General features: G+C 39.9%; 16 protein-coding genes, 2 rRNA genes and 1 other annotated feature (1 of these 19 cut by a window edge). Of the genes, 3 read left to right on the forward strand and 15 right to left on the reverse strand.

Going from position 1 to position 20,710, the window contains the following annotated elements; all coding sequences use genetic code 11:
* Both IGL80_RS12810 and IGL80_RS12815 read right to left on the reverse strand, forming a co-directional pair.
* Positions 1-684 (reverse strand): 23S ribosomal RNA (locus tag IGL80_RS12810) (it extends 2,229 nt beyond the left edge of the window).
* A 226-nt stretch (positions 685-910) separates the two neighbouring features.
* A 16S ribosomal RNA gene (locus IGL80_RS12815) occupies positions 911-2,471 on the reverse strand.
* The 16S and 23S rRNA genes sit together here, the layout of an rRNA operon.
* A gap of 666 nt (positions 2,472-3,137) precedes the next feature.
* On the opposite strand from IGL80_RS12815, the gene IGL80_RS12820 reads away from it, so the two are divergent.
* From IGL80_RS12820 to serS, 3 genes are all read left to right on the forward strand, one after another.
* A complete protein-coding gene (locus tag IGL80_RS12820; RefSeq protein WP_002355963.1) occupies positions 3,138-3,827 on the forward strand; it encodes a response regulator transcription factor in 690 nt (229 codons plus the stop codon).
* Positions 3,817-4,998, forward strand: a complete 1,182-nt coding sequence (locus IGL80_RS12825; RefSeq protein ID WP_002363566.1) for a sensor histidine kinase — start codon at positions 3,817-3,819, stop codon at positions 4,996-4,998. The genes IGL80_RS12820 and IGL80_RS12825 overlap by 11 nt, the downstream gene beginning before the upstream one ends.
* 40 nt (positions 4,999-5,038) lie before the next feature.
* Positions 5,039-5,245 (forward strand) — a binding site (T-box leader).
* A gap of 87 nt (positions 5,246-5,332) precedes the next feature.
* On the forward strand, positions 5,333-6,604 hold the full coding sequence (serS, locus tag IGL80_RS12830) for a serine--tRNA ligase (RefSeq protein ID WP_002355965.1): 1,272 nt from the start codon (positions 5,333-5,335) through the stop codon (positions 6,602-6,604).
* Positions 6,605-6,720: 116 nt separating this feature from the next.
* Here serS and guaB read toward each other — a convergent pair whose 3' ends face one another.
* The 13 genes from guaB to srlE form a co-directional block, all read right to left on the reverse strand.
* Entirely contained in the window at positions 6,721-8,202 is a 1,482-nt protein-coding gene (guaB, locus tag IGL80_RS12835) for an IMP dehydrogenase (RefSeq protein WP_002355966.1), read from the reverse strand.
* Between the two features lie 157 nt (positions 8,203-8,359).
* Positions 8,360-10,042, reverse strand: coding sequence for a 6-pyruvoyl-tetrahydropterin synthase-related protein (locus tag IGL80_RS12840; protein ID WP_002359188.1), 1,683 nt, complete (start codon positions 10,040-10,042; stop codon positions 8,360-8,362).
* A 165-nt stretch (positions 10,043-10,207) separates the two neighbouring features.
* Positions 10,208-10,897 carry a DUF1129 domain-containing protein gene (locus IGL80_RS12845; RefSeq protein ID WP_002363563.1) on the reverse strand — a complete coding sequence of 230 codons (690 nt, stop codon included), beginning with the start codon at positions 10,895-10,897 and terminating at the stop codon, positions 10,208-10,210.
* Positions 10,898-11,009: 112 nt separating this feature from the next.
* Positions 11,010-12,125 carry a redox-regulated ATPase YchF gene (ychF, locus tag IGL80_RS12850; RefSeq protein WP_002355971.1) on the reverse strand — a complete coding sequence of 372 codons (1,116 nt, stop codon included), beginning with the start codon at positions 12,123-12,125 and terminating at the stop codon, positions 11,010-11,012.
* 56 nt (positions 12,126-12,181) lie between these two features.
* Entirely contained in the window at positions 12,182-12,367 is a 186-nt protein-coding gene (locus IGL80_RS12855; protein ID WP_002355974.1) for a DUF951 domain-containing protein, read from the reverse strand.
* Positions 12,368-12,484: 117 nt separating this feature from the next.
* Positions 12,485-13,375: a ParB/RepB/Spo0J family partition protein gene (locus IGL80_RS12860; RefSeq protein ID WP_002355975.1), complete on the reverse strand. Its 891-nt coding sequence runs from the start codon at positions 13,373-13,375 to the stop codon at positions 12,485-12,487.
* Positions 13,368-14,129 carry a ParA family protein gene (locus IGL80_RS12865; protein ID WP_002355976.1) on the reverse strand — a complete coding sequence of 254 codons (762 nt, stop codon included), beginning with the start codon at positions 14,127-14,129 and terminating at the stop codon, positions 13,368-13,370. The genes IGL80_RS12860 and IGL80_RS12865 overlap by 8 nt, the downstream gene beginning before the upstream one ends.
* Positions 14,130-14,144: 15 nt before the next feature.
* On the reverse strand, positions 14,145-14,861 hold the full coding sequence (gene rsmG / locus IGL80_RS12870; RefSeq protein ID WP_002355977.1) for a 16S rRNA (guanine(527)-N(7))-methyltransferase RsmG: 717 nt from the start codon (positions 14,859-14,861) through the stop codon (positions 14,145-14,147).
* A gap of 247 nt (positions 14,862-15,108) precedes the next feature.
* Entirely contained in the window at positions 15,109-16,095 is a 987-nt protein-coding gene (locus IGL80_RS12875; protein ID WP_002359189.1) for a DUF3114 domain-containing protein, read from the reverse strand.
* 558 nt (positions 16,096-16,653) lie between these two features.
* A complete protein-coding gene (locus IGL80_RS12880) occupies positions 16,654-18,426 on the reverse strand; it encodes an oleate hydratase (RefSeq protein WP_002359190.1) in 1,773 nt (590 codons plus the stop codon).
* Positions 18,427-18,626: 200 nt separating this feature from the next.
* Positions 18,627-19,304, reverse strand: a complete 678-nt coding sequence (locus IGL80_RS12885) for a fructose-6-phosphate aldolase (RefSeq protein ID WP_002359191.1) — start codon at positions 19,302-19,304, stop codon at positions 18,627-18,629.
* Positions 19,305-19,331: 27 nt separating this feature from the next.
* Positions 19,332-19,688, reverse strand: a complete 357-nt coding sequence (locus IGL80_RS12890) for a PTS glucitol/sorbitol transporter subunit IIA (protein ID WP_002355981.1) — start codon at positions 19,686-19,688, stop codon at positions 19,332-19,334.
* A 23-nt stretch (positions 19,689-19,711) separates the two neighbouring features.
* The gene (gene srlE / locus IGL80_RS12895; protein ID WP_002355982.1) at positions 19,712-20,707 is read right to left on the reverse strand and encodes a PTS glucitol/sorbitol transporter subunit IIB; all 996 of its coding nucleotides are present in this window, start codon (positions 20,705-20,707) and stop codon (positions 19,712-19,714) included.
* Between the last annotated feature and the right edge of the window lie 3 nt (positions 20,708-20,710).

Raw genomic sequence — 20,710 nt, forward strand, 5'->3', positions numbered from 1 at the left:
TATTCAGACTCGCTTTCGCTGCGGCTCCGTCTCTTCGACTTAACCTCGCATGCAATCGTAACTCGCCGGTTCATTCTACAAAAGGCACGCCATCACTCATTAACGAGCTTTGACTTGTTGTAGGCACACGGTTTCAGGATCTATTTCACTCCCCTTCCGGGGTGCTTTTCACCTTTCCCTCACGGTACTGGTTCACTATCGGTCACTAGGGAGTATTTAGCCTTGCGGGATGGTCCCCGCGGATTCCGACGGAATTTCTCGTGTTCCGCCGTACTCAGGATCCTCCTAGGTGTTGTTAGCATTTCGTCTACGGGGCTTTCACCCTCTTTAGCGGAATTTTCCAAATCCTTCAACTATACTAACAGACTACCATATTGGAGTCCTACAACCCCAACAAGCAAGCTTGTTGGTTTGGGCTCTTCCCGTTTCGCTCGCCGCTACTCAGGGAATCGAATTTTCTTTCTCTTCCTGCAGGTACTAAGATGTTTCAGTTCTCTGCGTCTACCTCTAATCAGCTATGTATTCACTGAAAAGTAATATCCTATAAAAGATATTGGGTTCCCCCATTCGGAAATCTCTGGATCATAGCTTACTTACAGCTCCCCAAAGCATATCGGTGTTAGTCCCGTCCTTCATCGGCTCCTAGTGCCAAGGCATCCACCGTGCGCCCTTATTCACTTAACCTTATCAACCTTACGGTTGGGTCTTGATCACTTCTTCTAGCGATAGAAGGTTAATCAATAAATAAGCAATTGAACTTATTAAAAAACTCATTCAACGCGGTGTTCTCGGTTTGTTTTGATTCTTTTTACTTCAATATCCAGTTTTCAATGAACGAATGTTTTGAGAGTAGACCTCTCAAAACTGAACAAAGTAAAGACGAAATGTGTATTTCCGTAATATTCCTTAGAAAGGAGGTGATCCAGCCGCACCTTCCGATACGGCTACCTTGTTACGACTTCACCCCAATCATCTATCCCACCTTAGGCGGCTGGCTCCAAAAAGGTTACCTCACCGACTTCGGGTGTTACAAACTCTCGTGGTGTGACGGGCGGTGTGTACAAGGCCCGGGAACGTATTCACCGCGGCGTGCTGATCCGCGATTACTAGCGATTCCGGCTTCATGCAGGCGAGTTGCAGCCTGCAATCCGAACTGAGAGAAGCTTTAAGAGATTTGCATGACCTCGCGGTCTAGCGACTCGTTGTACTTCCCATTGTAGCACGTGTGTAGCCCAGGTCATAAGGGGCATGATGATTTGACGTCATCCCCACCTTCCTCCGGTTTGTCACCGGCAGTCTCGCTAGAGTGCCCAACTAAATGATGGCAACTAACAATAAGGGTTGCGCTCGTTGCGGGACTTAACCCAACATCTCACGACACGAGCTGACGACAACCATGCACCACCTGTCACTTTGTCCCCGAAGGGAAAGCTCTATCTCTAGAGTGGTCAAAGGATGTCAAGACCTGGTAAGGTTCTTCGCGTTGCTTCGAATTAAACCACATGCTCCACCGCTTGTGCGGGCCCCCGTCAATTCCTTTGAGTTTCAACCTTGCGGTCGTACTCCCCAGGCGGAGTGCTTAATGCGTTTGCTGCAGCACTGAAGGGCGGAAACCCTCCAACACTTAGCACTCATCGTTTACGGCGTGGACTACCAGGGTATCTAATCCTGTTTGCTCCCCACGCTTTCGAGCCTCAGCGTCAGTTACAGACCAGAGAGCCGCCTTCGCCACTGGTGTTCCTCCATATATCTACGCATTTCACCGCTACACATGGAATTCCACTCTCCTCTTCTGCACTCAAGTCTCCCAGTTTCCAATGACCCTCCCCGGTTGAGCCGGGGGCTTTCACATCAGACTTAAGAAACCGCCTGCGCTCGCTTTACGCCCAATAAATCCGGACAACGCTTGCCACCTACGTATTACCGCGGCTGCTGGCACGTAGTTAGCCGTGGCTTTCTGGTTAGATACCGTCAGGGGACGTTCAGTTACTAACGTCCTTGTTCTTCTCTAACAACAGAGTTTTACGATCCGAAAACCTTCTTCACTCACGCGGCGTTGCTCGGTCAGACTTTCGTCCATTGCCGAAGATTCCCTACTGCTGCCTCCCGTAGGAGTCTGGGCCGTGTCTCAGTCCCAGTGTGGCCGATCACCCTCTCAGGTCGGCTATGCATCGTGGCCTTGGTGAGCCGTTACCTCACCAACTAGCTAATGCACCGCGGGTCCATCCATCAGCGACACCCGAAAGCGCCTTTCACTCTTATGCCATGCGGCATAAACTGTTATGCGGTATTAGCACCTGTTTCCAAGTGTTATCCCCCTCTGATGGGTAGGTTACCCACGTGTTACTCACCCGTCCGCCACTCCTCTTTCCAATTGAGTGCAAGCACTCGGGAGGAAAGAAGCGTTCGACTTGCATGTATTAGGCACGCCGCCAGCGTTCGTCCTGAGCCAGGATCAAACTCTCATAATAAAAGTTAGAACAATCTTACGATTGTTAAGCTCAATTTGTTTGCTAGCATATTGCTTGCTTGTTAAAAATGTTTGTTGTCTTGAATTGAATCAAGACGCCCTACACATTTGGTTCGTCTATTCTTTGTTCAGTTTTCAAAGGTCTACGTTACCTCGCAGCAACTTTTATATCATAACAAACTTTCGTTTGAATGTCAAGAACTTTTTTTAAAAAGTTTTTTAAGTTGTTTTGCTCGGTTGTTGTTGTCTGTTGTGACAACTTCTATATCTTATCATCTCGTTTGTTATTTGTCAACAACTTTTTTGTTGTTTTTTCAAACTTTTTTCGAGAGATTTGAAATCAAGAATTGTTATTTAATTATTGATTTCTGAATCGCTCAGCTGTGTGACTCGCCTTGCGACATGTAATAATATACCAAGATTTCAAGCATTGGTCAATCATTATTTTCACTTTTTTTAAACTTTTTTTCAATACCGATTATTATGATTGGTCTAGGTGTTTTCGTTCGTTTTTTACCCCCTTTCATCCTTTTTTGGCTATAGTTTATTAACTTTTAGCAAAATCTTCTAAATTTATCGTAATATATCAAGGATTTTGTCCTTTTTAGCAATTATTTGTTAAAATATGGAAAAGAGATTTTTTTATATATGGAGGAAATGAACGCTTATGAAAATTTTAGTTGCAGATGATGATAAAGAAATTGTAGAACTATTGAGTATTTATATTCATAATGAAGGATACGAAGTCGTGAAAGCTTATGATGGAAAAGAAGCGTTATCCAAATTGCACACAACACCAGATATCGATTTATTAATCTTGGACATTATGATGCCAATCATGGATGGAATGGAAGTAGTAAAAGAACTTCGAAAAGAATCGCAAATTCCAATTATTATGTTAACAGCAAAAACAACCGATATGGATAAAATAAAAGGCTTAGTTGCTGGTGCAGACGATTATGTCACCAAGCCTTTTAATCCTTTAGAAGTAATGGCTCGGGTAAAGTCTATTTTACGTAGAAGCCAAATGCAATTAACCAAAGAAGAACCCGATGAATTAGAAGTCGGCCCATTAATGATTAATAAGGACTCTCACGAAGTCAAAACAATAGAAGGAAAAGAAATTCAATTAACCGCTCTTGAGTTTGGTATCCTCTATCTATTAGCTAGTCATCCAAATCGTGTGTTTAGTGCGGATGAAATTTTTGAGCGTGTGTGGCAACAAGAAAGTATTGTTTCTGCTAAAACCGTGATGGTTCACGTCAGTCATTTAAGAGATAAGATTGAAGAAGCAACTGGTGGAGAAAAAGTCATTCAAACAGTGTGGGGAGTTGGATATAAGATCGATGCTCGTTAAACCTAAAAAGATTGAAAAACAAAAACGAATTACCTTAACTTCTAAAGAAATCAGCGAGTTATTAGCAGAAGCAATTGTGACAATTGTTTTATTACTACTATTAAATGTCTCAATTATGTTCCTCTTAGGACAACTACTTAGTGAAAACTCGCCCTTAGCTGGTGTCATCTGGGCCACTAAGGATGCGGTCGCTAAAGAATTAAATACTGATTTGTTTTGGAGCTGGAATAAATTTGTCTTACCCATTTTCTTTTTAGTAGATGCAGCTGTTCTCTATTGGCGCTTAATTCGTCGCTACCATCAAATGCAATTGCGTCATATTATCAGTGAGTTACATTACATCGCTGATGGTAATTACAATCACCGCATTCCGTTTGAATTAAGTGGTGATTTAGCAAAAGTCGTGACGAGTATTAACGGTCTGGTGGATAGTACTGTCGCAGCCATTGAAGATGAACGGCGAATTGAAAAATCAAAAGATGAATTAATTACGAATGTCAGTCATGATATTCGGACACCGTTAACTTCTATTATTGGTTATCTGGGATTGATTGAAGATCGTCAATTTCATAGCCAAGAAGATTTACTGAAATATACGCATACCGCTTACGTCAAAGCGAAACAAATGAAATTATTAGTTGATGATCTTTTTGAATATACAAAAGTCCGTCAACCAAGTGTACCGATTCATACGACGACTTTTGATATGGCACAATTAATTGAACAGCTTGCTGCCGATTTTGAATTGGAAGCGAAAAAGATTAATATGCAAATCCAAGTAAAAGCCAATCCAGCTTCTTTAATGATGGAAGGCGATACAGAAAAACTAGTCCGAGTCTTTAACAACCTTCTTTCAAACGCTTTGAAATATGGCAAAGGCGGCCATCATATTGTGATGGAAGTAGACAAAGTCGGCACCGAAGCAATTATTGCTGTTCGCAATGATGGACCAGCTATCCCTAAACATTCTTTAGATCAGTTGTTTGACCGCTTCTATCGTGTCGAAGAATCCCGATCACAAGAAACGGGGGGTACTGGTTTAGGTCTGGCTATTGCACAAAGTATTGTCGCTTTACATGGTGGATATATTTATGCGAAGTCTGATCAAAAGTGGACTTCCTTTATTATTCATCTACCCTTACAGCGTACCAACAAGAAATCAGAGAGTTAATTGACATCCCTGAACTTTTTCGGTATTCTATAGAAAAGAGAAAACTAAGAGAAAAAGTATTTATGGCACTGAATTCCAGAGAGTTTGCGGGGGTGCGAGCAAACATTCATCTATAAAGAAGTCCGTCTCTTCCAGGTGTCCAGCGAAATAAGTTGGAACGGTCTGCAGCCGTTATCTGCAAATCAAGGGCAGTAACATTACTGAACTTGGGTGGTACCGCGAGATTTCCAGTCATTTCGTCCCAAGAATATTTATTTTTGGGGTGAGATGGCTTTTTTGTTGTTTTCTACAACAGTTATTATTGATTATGTACTAATTTTAAGGAGGAAAAAATATGTTAGATGTAAAAATGATGCGTCAAAATTTTGACGAAGTAAAAGCAAAGCTACAAACCCGTGGTGTGAAAGAAGAAATCTTAGTGGAATTTCTGCGTTTAGATGAAAGTCGCCGTGATTTATTAGTCAAAGTCGAAGAAATGAAAAAATATCGGAACGATGTGTCTGCTGAAATTGCTCAATTAAAACGGAACAAAGAAGATGCAACGGCCAAAATCGCGGAAATGAAAGAAGTCGGCGGCAATATTAAAGCATTAGATGCAGAAATTAACGCTATTGACGAAGAGCTACGTGGGATCACAACTACTTTACCGAACTTGCCAGATGATTCTGTGCCTGTTGGTGCTGGTGAAGAAGAAAATGTAGAAGTACGTCGTTGGAGTGAACCAAGAACTTTTGCTTTTGAACCAAAACCACACTGGGAAGTCGCTGAAAACTTAGGCATTCTAGATTTTGAACGTGGTGCCAAAGTAGCTGGTAGCCGTTTTGTTTATTACAAAGGCCTAGGTGCTCGCTTAGAACGTGCGTTATACAACTTCATGTTAGATTTACATGTTTATGAACATGGCTATACAGAAATGATTACGCCTTATATCGTTAATGACACCGCCATGTTCGGGACTGGCCAATTTCCTAAATTTAAAGAAGATGTCTTCCAATTACAAGATACGGATTTAACGTTAATCCCAACGGCAGAAGTCCCGTTAACTAATTACTACAACAATGAAATTTTAGATGGCAAGGATTTACCGATTTACTTTACGGCCTTGAGCCCTTCTTTCCGTTCTGAAGCTGGTAGCGCTGGTCGTGACACACGTGGGTTAATTCGTTTACACCAATTTAATAAAGTCGAAATGGTTAAATTTAGTGATGCAGAGCATTCTTATGAGGAATTAGAAAAAATGACGAATAATGCCGAAGAAATTCTGCAAAAACTGGGATTACCTTACCGTGTCATGGCTCTTTCAACAGGTGACATGGGCTTCTCAGCTGCGAAAACTTATGACTTGGAAGTTTGGATTCCCGCTCAAGAGACATACCGTGAAATCAGTTCATGCTCAAACTGTGAAGATTTCCAAGCGCGCCGTGCGATGATTCGTTACCGTGATGAAAATGATAAAGTCCAATATGCGCATACACTCAATGGTTCTGGTTTAGCCGTGGGACGGACAGTCGCTGCTATTTTAGAAAACTACCAAAACGAAGATGGCTCTGTGACTGTACCAGAAGTCCTAGTTCCTTACATGGGTAACCTAACAGTTATTAAATAAAGGGAAGATGAAGGTCGTTGTCTGATATCAGATAACGGCTTTTATTCTACAGAAAAAGAGGCAGACGTCGAAATGACGTCTGCCTCTTTTAAATTTCAAAAAAATCAGCTTTTATTTTATTGAACAGAATAGTTTGGTGCTTCTTTTGTGATTTGAACGTCATGTGGATGTGATTCTTTCAATCCGTTACCACTCATTTGAACAAATTGTGCTTCTTCACGCAACGCTTTCAGGTCTGCTGCACCGACGTAACCCATCCCTGATTTCAAGCCACCGATTAATTGGAAGACAATATCAGAAACGCTTCCTTTGTAAGCGACACGTCCTTCGATTCCTTCTGGCACTAATTTGTTTGCTTCATTGACACTTCCTTGGAAGTAACGATCACTTGATCCTTTTTCCATTGCGCCCAATGAGCCCATGCCACGGTAAGTTTTGAAACGACGGCCTTGATAAATTTCAAATTCGCCTGGAGATTCATCTGTACCTGCTAACATACTTCCTAGCATTACAGCATGGCCACCAGCAGCTAAGGCTTTCACGATATCACCAGAATATTTAATACCGCCATCAGCGATAATTGCTTTACCATATTCTCTAGCTACAGAAGCAGCATCATAAATCGCTGTTAATTGAGGAACACCAACACCAGCAACGACACGTGTTGTACAAATTGAACCAGGTCCAATACCAACTTTGACAACGTCCACGCCGACATCATACAATGCTTTGGTTGCTTCAGCAGTGGCAACATTACCAGCAATTAATGTTGCTTCAGGGAACGTTTCACGAATTTCTTTAATTTTGCGAATAACGCCGGCACTATGGCCATGTGCAGTATCGATAACAATCGCATCGGCACCTGCTTCTAATAATGCTTCCGCACGTTCGAACGTATCACTAGTGACACCGACTGCTGCCGCCACAAGTAAACGACCGTGTTCGTCTTTGGCAGCATTTGGGAATTCAATCACTTTTTCAATGTCTTTAATTGTAATTAAGCCACTTAAGCGACCTGCTTCATCAACGATTGGTAATTTTTCGATTTTATGTTTTTGTAAGATTTTTTCTGCATCTTTTAAAGATGTGCCAACTGGCGCAGTGACTAAATGATCTTTTGTCATGACTTCTTCAATTTTGATTTGGTAGTCGGTTACAAAACGCATATCACGGTTTGTAATAATTCCGACTAATTTACGGTTTTCCATTGTTTCTACAATTGGCACACCGCTAATACGGTAACGACTCATTAATTCTTCTGCATCCGCTACTAAGTTTGTTGGTGTTAGAAAGAATGGATCAATGATAACGCCGCTTTCAGAACGTTTGACTTTACGTACTTCGTCTGCTTGTTGGGCGACAGTCATATTTTTATGTACGACACCTAGTCCACCTTGACGAGCCATCGCAATTGCCATATTACTATCTGTAACAGTATCCATACTGGCACTCATCAATGGAATATTTAACTTGATATTTTTAGCTAATTGTACACTCATGTCTACATCATTTGGTAAGACATGGCTTTCTGCAGGGATTAATAACACATCATCAAATGTAAGACCTTTTTTCGCAAATTTTGTTTCCCAATTTGACATTTTTTTGTCCACTCCTCGACTTAATTTTATATATGAAAATAACAGATAATACTAAGGAAGTCAACTAGATTTGTTTAAATAATCAATGAGGAATAAAGGACAAAACGCCGAAATCGGTTTGTCCTTTATTCAACTCTTCCTAATTAAGGTCATACTTTCATCGTTGTTCTTTTATCTTGTGTTTCTTTTTTTGTTGTAAAAATCGGCTAAATCCAAAACCGCCAACAGAAAGCAAGGTCATCATTGTCCCTATTTTTTGCACTTTTGTTCTTTGGTAACGGATGTCGACATGTCCTGTACCAGATAAAGAAAGAGCGGCTAAGCCTCCTTGATTGGTTAGGCTCATTTTTTTAGCGCCCGTTTGGTTTTTCATTTGAATCGTGGCTTGATAGCCTAAGTAATAAATAAAAGGAACGGTCACCTTCGCTGATTGCTTCACCACTTGGTAGTCAAATGAAATTTTCCCATAAGGCATTCTAACATTTGTAATGGTTACTTGTGCTGCCGAATAATCAAGTTGTCGTTTTTTCTGTTTCAATAATTCCTGATAATTGATTTCATCTGGCAAATATTCATGGCCCGCACCGATATAAAAAGGCGTTGGTTGCTCATACTCAGCTTTTGTTAACAGGTGGCCTTGTTGTGACTGAATACTTTGATATTGATAAATGCCTAAATTGCTGATGGCAAGGAAAACCAACAAAGCCACAGTCCAAGATTTACGGAAAACGCCCCATTCGTCTTGTGCAATGAAAAAAGCGAGCATTACGGAAAGAATCCCTAAAAACCGCCAAGGAAACTGAATCGTATTTAAAGGCGTGTGGTTCAGCCAGTGCCAAGGAAAAAGCGTAGTAACCATCAATAAGAGTACCAGCGTCAAACCAATAAACCGTTTGTTCTGAATTTTTTTGCTGGCAAGCGAAACCACTGCTACAACAAGTCCCACAAACAAAAGGGTTCCTAGATTCGCTGTTTTCGCGTGAAAAACACTGCTCTTTAAACTATTAATGAAAAGAGAATCAATGGGATAACTTCTTTCGGAAATATAAGTGAGTGGATTGGATGTAACTTTAAACACTTGATTTTTCATTTGTTCAGCAACTGGTAAAAGATAAAAGGCCAGCCAAAGTAGTGTCAGACCTGCAGCCTTCGCTAATGCCCACAGGACCTCCTTTTTAAAAAACTGCTGCCAATAAAACAGAATGTATAACCCAATCCAAATAGAAACCATTTCAATAGAAATAAAGTGAGCCAACCCAATGCCAGTCATCGCCAGCGTTAACAACGGCCAACATTTCGTGGTTCCCTTTCGTAATAAAAACAGGCTCGCTAAGACCAACGGAAAAAAGCTTAGCGCCAAAAATTCTCCTAACGCTTGGCGATTAAACAAGTCTTGCATGCGGTAAATAGATAAGCCATACAAAATGGCAAAGAGATAGCTTCTTTTTTTAGAGAGCGCCATTAATCGGCCTGCATAATAAGTAAGACTAAATGTTGCCAAGTTTACCGCAAACACAAAAATTGCCATACTAGCGACAAAGGAAAGCCCCAGAACACGCAAAAGCGCAGGTAAATAAAGATACGCATCTGGATAAAACAAACTAGAGGCATAGCCATAGCCTCCCAAGAAAAAATAATTGATTTTAGGAAACCAGTCGTTGTTTTTAATTGCTGATGCGAGACCTTCCACCCGATTTTGATGAAAGCGGAAATCACTTGCTCGTAAAAAATTCTCTTGAAAATAGACAAAATAGAGAGAAAGTCCACTTAATAAGAGAAAACTAATAAAAATGAGTAGCCGCTCGTGTTGACGGCACCAAGACTTCACTTGTTGTCCCATAAGAGGCTCCTTTCTTTACAAACTTCTGAAAACAGAAGCCTGGGACACTAGTTTTTTCGACTAATCCCCCAGGCTTTAACTGTTAAAACGCTCTATTGAGAGAGCGACTTTGCTTGTTGCAGTTTCTGCGTCAGCCGAGCGCATTCACAATTGAGCGCGCGCCGTTTATTGACGTGTCATGAAACTACCTTGAATATTGTATTTTTTCTTGAAGAAATAGCGTGCTACAAAGGCTAACGCACCGATTACTAAAGCAATCATCGGATCTAAAATGGGATTGATTACTGGTGGCAGCATCGCTGAACCAGCGAAAACTGCAATCCACAAGAACATTCCGCCAAATAGAATGGCAGTCGTTTTTAACCAACCAGGACGTTTGCTTTTGTCGCCACCTTGACGATCAAAACGGTAAACATATTTGTGCATTAGATAGAAAACATAACCCCCAGCCATCGCACCTAAGATATATGTGGTTAATCCGAGAGGCTGTGCGGTTCCTTTTGAAAATAGAGACATCGCCGCTAACATGATTGTTAATAAACCAAGCAATAATAAGGTATTGTCGAGCCAAATCATCCAGCCCGCTGGTTCTTTGACTTCTGCTGGTTTATTTAAAATTGCTTCCGTCCGTTCTGAAACAGTGCCAAATAACTGACGGGCTGTTTTACCTGTTTTTTGACCGGCTACTAATTCTGGTAAAATACCGTGTAGAGCCAATGCTAGCTCCTCTTCAGATAAATTAGCCGCTTTTAATGATTTTTTTAAGTCAAAAATGTATTGTTCATTTCTTTTAGTCAAATTCTGTTCTAATTGACGATTCTCAGCCACGATTGCTCGTAATGCTTCTGCTTCCATAGTTGTATCCTCCTCACCCTCATGTAGAGGGAACCTCTTTCTAAACGGCTGAATGGCCTTAAATATGTGGGCTTACCCCAAAACAAATTGCTTGTTGGGCATGGGTCTTTTCTTAAACGTTAAAACGGAACAACATAACATCGCCATCTTGAACGACGTAGTCTTTTCCTTCTAAACGAACACGGCCCGCTTCTTTGGCAGCTTGCATATTGCCATATTTATCTAGGTCTTCATAAGAAACTGTTTCCGCACGAATGAAGCCTCGTTCAAAGTCACTGTGGATAATCCCAGCTGCTTGAGGTGCCTTGATTCCCTTACGGAACGTCCACGCACGAACTTCTTGTTCACCAGCTGTAAAGTAGGTAGCTAAGCCTAACAAATCGTACGCCGCACGAATCAATTGATCTAAGCCAGATTGTTCAATGCCCATTGCTTCTAAAAATTCAGCCTTGTCTTCTTCAGAATCCAATTCAGCAATTTCTTCTTCTGCTCGCGCACTAACTACGATTACTTCCGCATTTTCACTGGTTGCAAAATTACGAACTTGTTGTACATACTCATTGTTGTCTGGATCCGCCACTTCATCTTCTGAAACATTTGCTACATAAAGGACCGGCTTTGTGGTTAATAAGAAAAGAGATTTAACAATTTTCTCTTCTTCTGGCGTAAATTCAATCGTACGAGCAGATAAACCTTCTTCTAAAACTGGTTTAATTTTGTCTAAAACAGCTAATTCTTCCACCGCTTCTTTATCTTTTGCTTTCGCCATTTTAGCCACGCGAGTATAGCGCTTATTGATTGAATCTAAATCTGCTAAAATTAGCTCTAAATTAATTGTATCAATGTCTGCTAAAGGATCAACGAAATCCGCATCTCGATTTTGTTCACGCATGATATTTTCGTCATCAAAACAACGAACCACGTGACAGATTGCATCTACTTGACGAATGTGACTTAAAAACTGATTTCCCAGCCCTTCTCCTTTGCTGGCACCTTTAACAATTCCGGCGATGTCTGTAAATTCAAACGTTGTGGGAACTGTTTTTTTCGGTTTTACTAGTTCTGTCAAGCGTTGTAAACGGGCATCTGGTACTTCAACCATGCCGACGTTCGGATCAATCGTTGCAAAGGGATAATTTGCAGCTTCTGCTCCTGCTTTTGTAATTGCGTTAAATAGGGTCGATTTACCAACGTTTGGTAAGCCGACAATTCCAGCTGTTAGTGCCATTTGTTTTCCACTCTTTCTCTCAGTCTATTCTCTTTTCTATTAGAGGCATCAAAGCATTAGTCTGCTTTTTTCTCGATTACTTTTTTTAATTTTTTAGTAAAATCACGACGCGGCATCATGACAATATGCCCGCAATTCGTGCACTTGATTTTGATATCAGCGCCCATGCGAATGATTTGCCAACGATTTGCTTGGCAAGCATGCGGCTTTTTCATTTCGACAATATCGCCTAAATCATACATGTTCCAAGCCTTCTTTCTTCTCTTACTTATATAAAAATACCATGATTACAATACCATTTTTTACCGAAACTAGCAAAAGGATTTGTGACTTTCTGTCTTACTTTCTCACTTTGCTTTTTATTCCTCGTCAAAATGAATATCTAAAATATCTAAAATTCTAGCCAAATCCGAAGAGGACAAGTACTCAATTTCAATTTTTCCTTTGCCTTCTTTTTCTTGAATCGCTACGGTTGTCCCAAATTTATCCATTAAGCGGTCTTCACTTTCACGAATATAAATGGGTTTTTCTTTGATGGCTTTTTTCGCTTTTTTGCCCTTTTTGCCTTGTGTTTCGTTTAATTCAGCGACAAGTTGTTCTAATTGTCGAACCGTTAAATTGTCTTTAATACAACGATTAGCTAATGGCAATAGCTGTTCTTTGTTCTTCAAGCCTAATAACGTCCGTGCTTGACCCATTGACATGCTTTGTTTTTGAACCATTGCTTTGACCGCATCTGGTAAAGTTAGCAACCGTAAATAATTGGCAATATACGGGCGACTTTTGCCCAAACGTTCTGCGACTTCCGCTTGTGTTAATTTCAAATTTTTCATTAGCATTTCATAGGCTTCTGCTTCTTCTAGCGGATTTAAATCTTCCCTTTGTAAGTTTTCCAAAACAGCAACTTGCATCATGGATTCTTCATCAAATTCGCGAATAATTGCGGGAATTTTTTCTTTGCCGGCTAATTTAGAAGCCCGGAACCGACGCTCACCTGCAATAATTTCATAGCCTTTAACTGCCGATTTACGAACAATAATCGGTTGAAACACACCGGAATGTAGAATCGAGTTTGCAAGTTCTTGTAAAGAGGTTTCATCAAATGTTTTCCGCGGTTGGTAAGGATTGGGACGAAGTTCGTTTAATAGAATTTCTGTCACTTGTTCATTCTTAACATCGACATCTTCTAGCTTTGCGATATCTTGAAACAAGGCATCGATGCCTCTGCCTAAACCTTTGCCTTTATTCATTCTCCAACACTTCCTTTGCTAGTGCTTGATACACTTCGGCACCTTTTGAGCGAATATCATAGTCAATGATTGGTAAACCATGACTTGGTGCTTCGGATAAACGGACATTTCTTGGAATAATCGTGTCATAGACTTTTTCACGGAAATATTTACGGACTTCTTCAACGACTTCGGCACCTAAATTGGTCCGAGCATCGTACATGGTTAACAAGACTCCTTCAATTTTCAATTCAGGGTTAAAATGTTTTTGAACCAAGCGAATCGTATTTAGCAATTGACTCAAGCCTTCTAATGCGTAATATTCACATTGAACAGGAATTAGAATCGAATCACTTGCTGTAAAAGCATTGATTGTTAAATGCCCTAGAGAAGGCGGGCAATCAATTAAAACGAAATCATACATGTCTCTTACTTCATCAATTGCTAATTTCAAGCGCGATTCTCGAGCCATCATTGAAGTTAATTCAATTTCGGCGCCTGCTAATTGAATAGTTGCAGGGACAATATCTAAATTTTCACGGCTGGTATGTTGAACCACGCTAGTGATTGGTTCTTCATTTACAAGGACATCATACACATCGTGTGCGACATCTGGTTTAGGGACACCCATGCCACTGGTAGCATTTCCTTGTGCATCAATGTCGATCAGTAAGACTTTTTTGCCTAAGTTTGCTAAACATGCGCCTAAATTTACAGTGGTCGTTGTTTTACCAACGCCGCCTTTTTGGTTCGCTACAGAAATAATTCGTGTCATGTGTGTGCCTCCATCTTATTTAATCGGTTGTTTATTTGGTAATCCAGGTTTTCTGGGATATTTTTTAGGGGTTTCTTTTTTCTTTTGAATCACGACAATGTGACGTTCGTCTGCCGTAATCGGCAAAGTAAAACCAACTTCTTTTTGAAATTGACCGCCTAATGTAGCGATTGCAGGTTTTGCTTCATTAATTTCTTCTTCACTTTTCGATGCTTTTAAGGCTAAAAAATAGCCTTCTTTTTTAACTAAGGGTAAACACAGTTCACTTAAAACATTTAATCGTGCAACTGCTCGCGCTGTAACGTAATCAAACGCGCCACGAAATTCTGCTTTTTGACCAAATGTTTCTGCACGATCATGATACAAAGAAACATTAGCCAAACCTAGTTGATTCACCAACTCTGTTAGGAAAGTAATTCGTTTATTTAAAGAGTCAACAATTGTGACATTTAATGAAGGAAAAACAATTTTCAAAGGAATACTTGGAAATCCTGCGCCTGCGCCAACATCACAAATGGCTTTGTCACTGGCAAAGTCTTCAAAGAATGCCAACGAAACAGAATCATAGAAATGTTTCAAATAAACTTCTTTTTCTTCTGTGATGGCTGTTAAATTCATTTTTTCATTCCATTCTACTAGTAAATGGAAATATTGGTCAAATTGTGTCATCTGTTGGTCTGTCAATTCAATGCCTTTTGCGGCTAATAGTTGTCTAAATTCTTCGGGTAGCATAAAGACTCCTTCCTTTTTTGTGAAACAGAAAAATGTTTCACAATCATCTTTTCCTACTTTAACGCAAATAGCAATTTCTTGCAATGCTTTTCGGAAGATTTTTGCCTGAATGATAAAAGAAAAATCCGCCTTTTTATGTGGTAAAAAGTCTCTAGTCACGGGCCAAAATATTCAATTGGCGGCAACGAAAACCGCCTTTCTCTAAGAGTAAAACAAGCCAATGTTTCATGTGAAACATTGGCTTGTTTTACTTACTATAATCATCGCACTTTATTTGTCGTTCTCTGCGGTAGTCGTATTCTTGGATACGGGGACTTAACCAACCTTTTTTGGCTGTTTTTCGTAATTGATGATCAAATCTCCCTGGTGGTGAACTATCTAGTAATTCATGGGTACGATTATTCCGATTTGCATAATTAAACGATTCACCATTCAAGACTTTTTCCTGGTATTCATTGTTTTTGGCCGCTTGATAATAAGCTGGATTACTAATTAATCTGCCTCGCCAGTCTTCAACTAACACATCCCACTGGGTCACAAAGGTCCCTTCTTCATTCAAAATAAACTCACTGTGAAAATTAGGTGTCAATCGTTTCTTATTAATTAAAGAATAGGATGCCCCCTCAGGGTATTTGTTATGCAAACGAGCAGAGCTTTTTTTTAGCTTCCGCCCGCCCATTCCTTGCGGCTTGGCCGCAAAAACATAGCGTTTTAATGCCTGTTCATCGGTGTCCCCTTCTTGTTTAAAAAAATCGCGGATATACGTGATATTTTGACGATCAATATACATTCTTAATTGATGTATCTTTTTCGCTTTCTCTTGATTAAAGCTCCCAAGAAGACCTAACGGATAGGCTTTTTGAACTGTTTTTGCCAACAAATGCCAAAACGTCGCATGCGGTGCAATCGTCTTCGAGAAACGATAAGGTCCTACTAATTGCAACATGCCATGCTGATCCAACACTGCACCTAATTGCCATAACAGTAACGAGAGCTTTTCTTGCGGACGATAAGCCGAAAAGCGAAATAATCGCTCATACGCTGAAGAGCCCACTTCTTCCACTTCAGAAAACAGTTCCGTGACTGCTGTTTTCGCTTGCTCAAGTGGCAAGAAACGCGTGTCTTTTATGGCGCTTTCCACTAATCCATAAACAGCTTGGCGGTCCCAGCCAGCGTCAATCGCCGCCTCTACACCAGCACTCATTGCTTGTTGTAATTCTTGCCAACGTCCCATCTTCTCGCCGCCTTTTTCTATATACTTCTTCTATAATGATAATCCTTTCCCCACAAAATGCCAACTGCTTTAACGCAAAAAAACAACCCGCCCTTTGGGGAAGGGCGGGCGGAGGAGTTAAAAAATGAAAAAGTGTTTTGTTAGGGTTTTGTTTATCGGGTATGTTTAAATAATAGCCGTTAAATGTGAAGAAACTATGGTAAAAATGCGCCTTCTTTTCAACAAAATTTTGAAAAAGTCTCTTCAGAAATTAAGATTTTTTTGCGAAGTTGCCCACTGGCTACTCCCATTCAGCATATTATATATTTAATATCCATAAAATTACAAAAGAAATATGCATAATAATGAATATTTATTCAACGGTTGATAATCCAACAAAAAAGAGCATGGGACAAAAATCACTTTGGATTTTTGCTCCACGCTCAAAAACTGATAAACGGCGGGAACAGAAGCAACTCCTTCGGAAATAAGCCGAAATTCTCCAAAAATTATAGAACAATTTTCGGAAATTCCTTCTTATTTCTCGGAGTTAAACACTTCTATCCCGACCTCTTTCAACTAAATTAAATGATTTTCTCTTAAAATATCACCAATATACGTATCCTCAAATTTCTTCACAAAGTGTTCAACCATTTTGCGTTCCACGAACGGCATATCCATTTCTGTTAATTTTTTCTTGTCAGATAAATAATAAACAGAGTTTGCTAAGACGCGCAAGTCGTATGCAGAAGCAAACACTTCTGGTACTCCGCGTTCAACCTCTAGCAATTGATAAACAGCTTCCATCGCTGTCCGTACAGAATACTCTGTTGTAAACACCGTATCTCGTTCAGTATCTGCGAAGTTCCCAATGAAAGCAAGATTTTTAGAGCCGTTTGGTACAACTAATGGTCGATCGCCTGGTTCTCTTAACATAAAGTAAGAAGTGATAAACGGCATATAAACCGGAATAGTGGTAGCCGATTCTTCTGAAATACGTTCAATTTCCCCTTCTGGGACCCCTAAATGATAAAGTAACTCTTTCGTAATTTCTTGCCCTGTACATTGTTCGATTGGTTTTTTGATATAATTTCCTGGTTTATTAGAAAGCAATCCATATACCCAAGTTATAGATTGTTGATCATTTTGTTCTTTAAAATGCGGTTGTCTATGCATAGCGAAACTCATCATCCAATTAGAGTCTTTGATAGTAATAATACCACCTGTGACAATTTTTCCTGTGCGTAATTTACGATGTGTTAACCGAGAAAGATACGGTTCAATATCGAAATTTTCCCACGTAATCGTTGCTGAGACAAACCAACTTTCATCTGGTAAATTTTCACAGAAAACTTCTGGGTGCCCAAATTCTGGGGATTGTTTTGCTAAGTTTTTCCAGAGATTCCAACTTCCCCCTAGTTCATGAGTAATTGGTGCTGGTGTATGATGATCTCCTTGCGTCGAACTTTCAGTAATTGAGCCATTCGTTACGAAGACTAAATCATTTTCAGTTAAAGGAATTTCTTTGGTTTTGCCCGCTTGTGTCAACAATAATCGCCGAGCAACTTTAGTAGCTCCTTTGATGTCGACTTGGATATCATTGATTGTTGTTTCATATTGAAAGTCTACCCCTTGATTGGTTAAAAAGCTTAGTAATGGTTTCACTAACGATTCGTATTGATTGTATTTGGTAAACTTCAAGGCTGTAAAGTCAGGCAAACCTTTGATGTGGTGGATAAAGCGCATGATGTAACGGCGCATTTCAATGGCAGAGTGCCATTTTTCAAAAGCAAACATTGAACACCAATAGATCCAAAAGTTGGATTCAAAAAATTCTTCGCCGAAAACATCTTCAATTTTTTTGCCAATTAATTGATCTTCAGAAGTCATAAATAAATCAACGATTTCTTTTTGTGCTTTTTTGGATAAAGTAAATTGTCCATCGTCCGGGACACGTTCGCCACGGTTATGAATAATGCGGCAATTTGAAGAATTTGGATCATCTAAATCTAAACGGTAAAACTCATCTAGGACAGAGGCATCTTCTACTTCTAATGATGGTACCGAACGAAATAGATCCCACAAACACTCGAAATGGTTTTCCATTTCGCGTCCGCCGCGAGTGACAAAGCCATCATGGGGAATAAATTTACCATCTAAAGAACCGCCAGACAGCGTGAGTTCTTCAAAAATGTGAATATTTTCGCCCTTCATTTGACCGTCACGAATTAAGAAAACAGCCGTTGCTAAACCTGCTAGGCCACCACCAACGATGTAGGCACTCTTGTCATCTACACCTTTTGGTTTTCTTGGTCGAGCAAATGCTTCATAATTTCCATTTGTGTATCTCATTCTCGTTTCCTCCTATCATTTGATACCCTCATCATACTGCTACCAAAAAAAATACCCAAAAGATAACCCTTTTTTTTAAGAAATTCTTTGACAAATAAAGAAAATTGTCTAATTTTTAAGCAAGTGAATAATCGTAGATGTTTCATGTGAAACAAAAAAAGAACGAGAAGAAAAATGGCCGCTTTTTCTTCTCGTCCTTTTTATGCTAATTCGTTTACCGTTTCTACTCCAAAAACAGCAACCCAATCTTCCTGAAAATCAGTTACTGCTTTTTGAATGGCGGGCATTGCCAAGCCTTGTGTCACGAGTTCTGGTGCGATAGTGACCGCTTGCGCCCCCATTTGACAGGCTTGATTAATTTGTGCCACGTTTTTAAAACTAGCAGCTAAGATCTTACTCTTTGCGTTCGTCCGTTTAATTTCTGCAGCTAAATGCTCAATAACCTTTTGAGAATCAATTGTTAAATTCTCCATCCTATTATAATAAGGCGCTAAATAATCTGCACCTGCCGCAATCGCTAGGTAGCCTTGAAATTCTGTATAAATAGCGGTTGCTGTTATCCGATAATTTGCCTGCTTTAGTTGTTTGATGGCTACCAAGCCTGCTTCATTGACTGGGATTTTAATGAATGTTTCTTGGCCTAATTGTTGTACAATGGTTTGGGCATCTTCTAGCATCTCTTCTGTCGTTTGACCGACCACTTGGACGTGCAAACTCGCTTGTCCAATCGTTTTTTTGATTTCTTTCATCTGCGCAAAGAAGTCAATTTTTCCTGCTTGTTTAACAATACTGGGATTAGACGTTACGCCTGCCAGTGGTAAAATTTTCTGATACTTTCGAATAGCCTCAAGATTAATTGTATCTAGCATAAATTCCATCTTTTACGTTCCTCCCTTAAACGATAATTATAGAATAGTGATTGTTGTACCAACAGTTATTTCAGGAATAGCTTTTTCTTCAACGTATAATGTACCTGGTAATTCAGGTGTTGTTGCGCCATCAAATTTAATAGTAATGTGACCCAATGTGTCTAAATTAGTTAATACTACCTCGCCTACAGCGGTAATCTGGTAAGTTTGTTCATCAATCACTAACGTTTGCTTGTCCGTAATCGCTTCTGTGACTGGCTGAACCTCAATGTTATAACAATAATCTGCTAAAGCATCTGGTGCATCTTTTCCAAATAAGATGACCATTTTTTCTTCTTTAAATAATTCGGCTTCTGGTCCAATAGACTGAACCTTTGTTGTAAATACTGACATTTCCCATCCTCCAAAAAAATTTTTTAACTATACAATCCAAAACTTGCTAACCAAGCAACTAGTACTCGAGGGGCACCATTTAAGAAACGAGAATATAAAACAGAAGGGACCCCGACTTCAACGGTTTCAGCTTCAGCTTCTTCCAAGCCTAAGCCCACGGGAATAAAGTCGCACGCGTTTTGTGTATTAATAGCAAACAATGCTGGTAAGGCTAGTTGTGGCGGAATGTTGCCTTTCCCAATTTCCACACCAATTAACGTACCAATTACTTGGCTGATTACTGCTCCAGGACCTAATAAAGGAGAAAGAAACGGCAGAGAACAAATAAAACCAATAATTGTTAACCCCACAATGTTTCCTGCCAATGGCGCCATGATATTGGCAAAAAATTCACCAATTCCTGAACCTTGAATCACACCAATTAATAAAGAAACAAATGCCATAAACGGAATCACTGTGTTGATCATCGTTTGTACGCCTTCACGGGCTGATTGGTTGAATGTCGCTACAACTTTTCCTGCACCCATACCAATTTTCGCAACAAAACTTTGTTGTTCCGCTTTTTGTTCAGTAATTTTTTTACTTGTATCATATTTAAATTCTGTTTTTTTCGAGGTGGGCTTTTCTGTATCAGCAGCAGCTTCTTCTGATGTCAATGTAATCTGTTTCGGGCCTACAGCGGAAACATAAATTGTCTCATTAATGTATTGTGCTAAGGGACCACTTTTGCCAGTTGGAACAACGTTAATAGTAGGAATTCCTTTTTTAGGATAAATCCCGCAACGAAGAGTGCCTCCACAATCAATAATGGCTAATGCGATTTCATCATCTGGAATCGATGTCTTAAAACCATTGACCGCTTCCATTCCTGTCAATTCTACGATTTTATCAACAATTGCGGGTTTCTCGCCGCCACCTGTAATGTAAATAAATTTATGTTTTTCTTCTGTCGGTGTAATCACTAAGGGCCCACCATAACCGCCATTTCCTTTAACTACCTTAATACTATTGTACGTCATCTC

It is taken from the genome of Enterococcus sp. DIV2467a (assembly GCF_050532945.1).
Taxonomy (GTDB): Bacteria; Bacillota; Bacilli; order Lactobacillales; family Enterococcaceae; genus Enterococcus; species Enterococcus faecalis.

What these genes read in the sequence shown, in the direction of transcription:
- serS (WP_002355965.1), top strand. Translation starts at nt 5,333, where the DNA reads ATGTTAGATGTAAAAATGATGCGTCAAAATTTTGACGAAGTAAAAGCA.
- srlE (WP_002355982.1), bottom strand. Translation starts at nt 20,707, where the DNA reads ATGACGTACAATAGTATTAAGGTAGTTAAAGGAAATGGCGGTTATGGT.
- rsmG (WP_002355977.1), bottom strand. Translation starts at nt 14,861, where the DNA reads ATGCTACCCGAAGAATTTAGACAACTATTAGCCGCAAAAGGCATTGAA.
- IGL80_RS12855 (WP_002355974.1), bottom strand. Translation starts at nt 12,367, where the DNA reads ATGTATGATTTAGGCGATATTGTCGAAATGAAAAAGCCGCATGCTTGC.
- IGL80_RS12840 (WP_002359188.1), bottom strand. Translation starts at nt 10,042, where the DNA reads ATGGGACAACAAGTGAAGTCTTGGTGCCGTCAACACGAGCGGCTACTC.
- IGL80_RS12880 (WP_002359190.1), bottom strand. Translation starts at nt 18,426, where the DNA reads ATGAGATACACAAATGGAAATTATGAAGCATTTGCTCGACCAAGAAAA.
- IGL80_RS12875 (WP_002359189.1), bottom strand. Translation starts at nt 16,095, where the DNA reads ATGGGACGTTGGCAAGAATTACAACAAGCAATGAGTGCTGGTGTAGAG.
- IGL80_RS12825 (WP_002363566.1), top strand. Translation starts at nt 3,817, where the DNA reads ATGCTCGTTAAACCTAAAAAGATTGAAAAACAAAAACGAATTACCTTA.
- IGL80_RS12845 (WP_002363563.1), bottom strand. Translation starts at nt 10,897, where the DNA reads ATGGAAGCAGAAGCATTACGAGCAATCGTGGCTGAGAATCGTCAATTA.
- IGL80_RS12885 (WP_002359191.1), bottom strand. Translation starts at nt 19,304, where the DNA reads ATGGAATTTATGCTAGATACAATTAATCTTGAGGCTATTCGAAAGTAT.
- IGL80_RS12860 (WP_002355975.1), bottom strand. Translation starts at nt 13,375, where the DNA reads ATGAATAAAGGCAAAGGTTTAGGCAGAGGCATCGATGCCTTGTTTCAA.
- guaB (WP_002355966.1), bottom strand. Translation starts at nt 8,202, where the DNA reads ATGTCAAATTGGGAAACAAAATTTGCGAAAAAAGGTCTTACATTTGAT.
- IGL80_RS12890 (WP_002355981.1), bottom strand. Translation starts at nt 19,688, where the DNA reads ATGTCAGTATTTACAACAAAGGTTCAGTCTATTGGACCAGAAGCCGAA.
- IGL80_RS12865 (WP_002355976.1), bottom strand. Translation starts at nt 14,129, where the DNA reads ATGACACGAATTATTTCTGTAGCGAACCAAAAAGGCGGCGTTGGTAAA.
- IGL80_RS12820 (WP_002355963.1), top strand. Translation starts at nt 3,138, where the DNA reads ATGAAAATTTTAGTTGCAGATGATGATAAAGAAATTGTAGAACTATTG.
- ychF (WP_002355971.1), bottom strand. Translation starts at nt 12,125, where the DNA reads ATGGCACTAACAGCTGGAATTGTCGGCTTACCAAACGTTGGTAAATCG.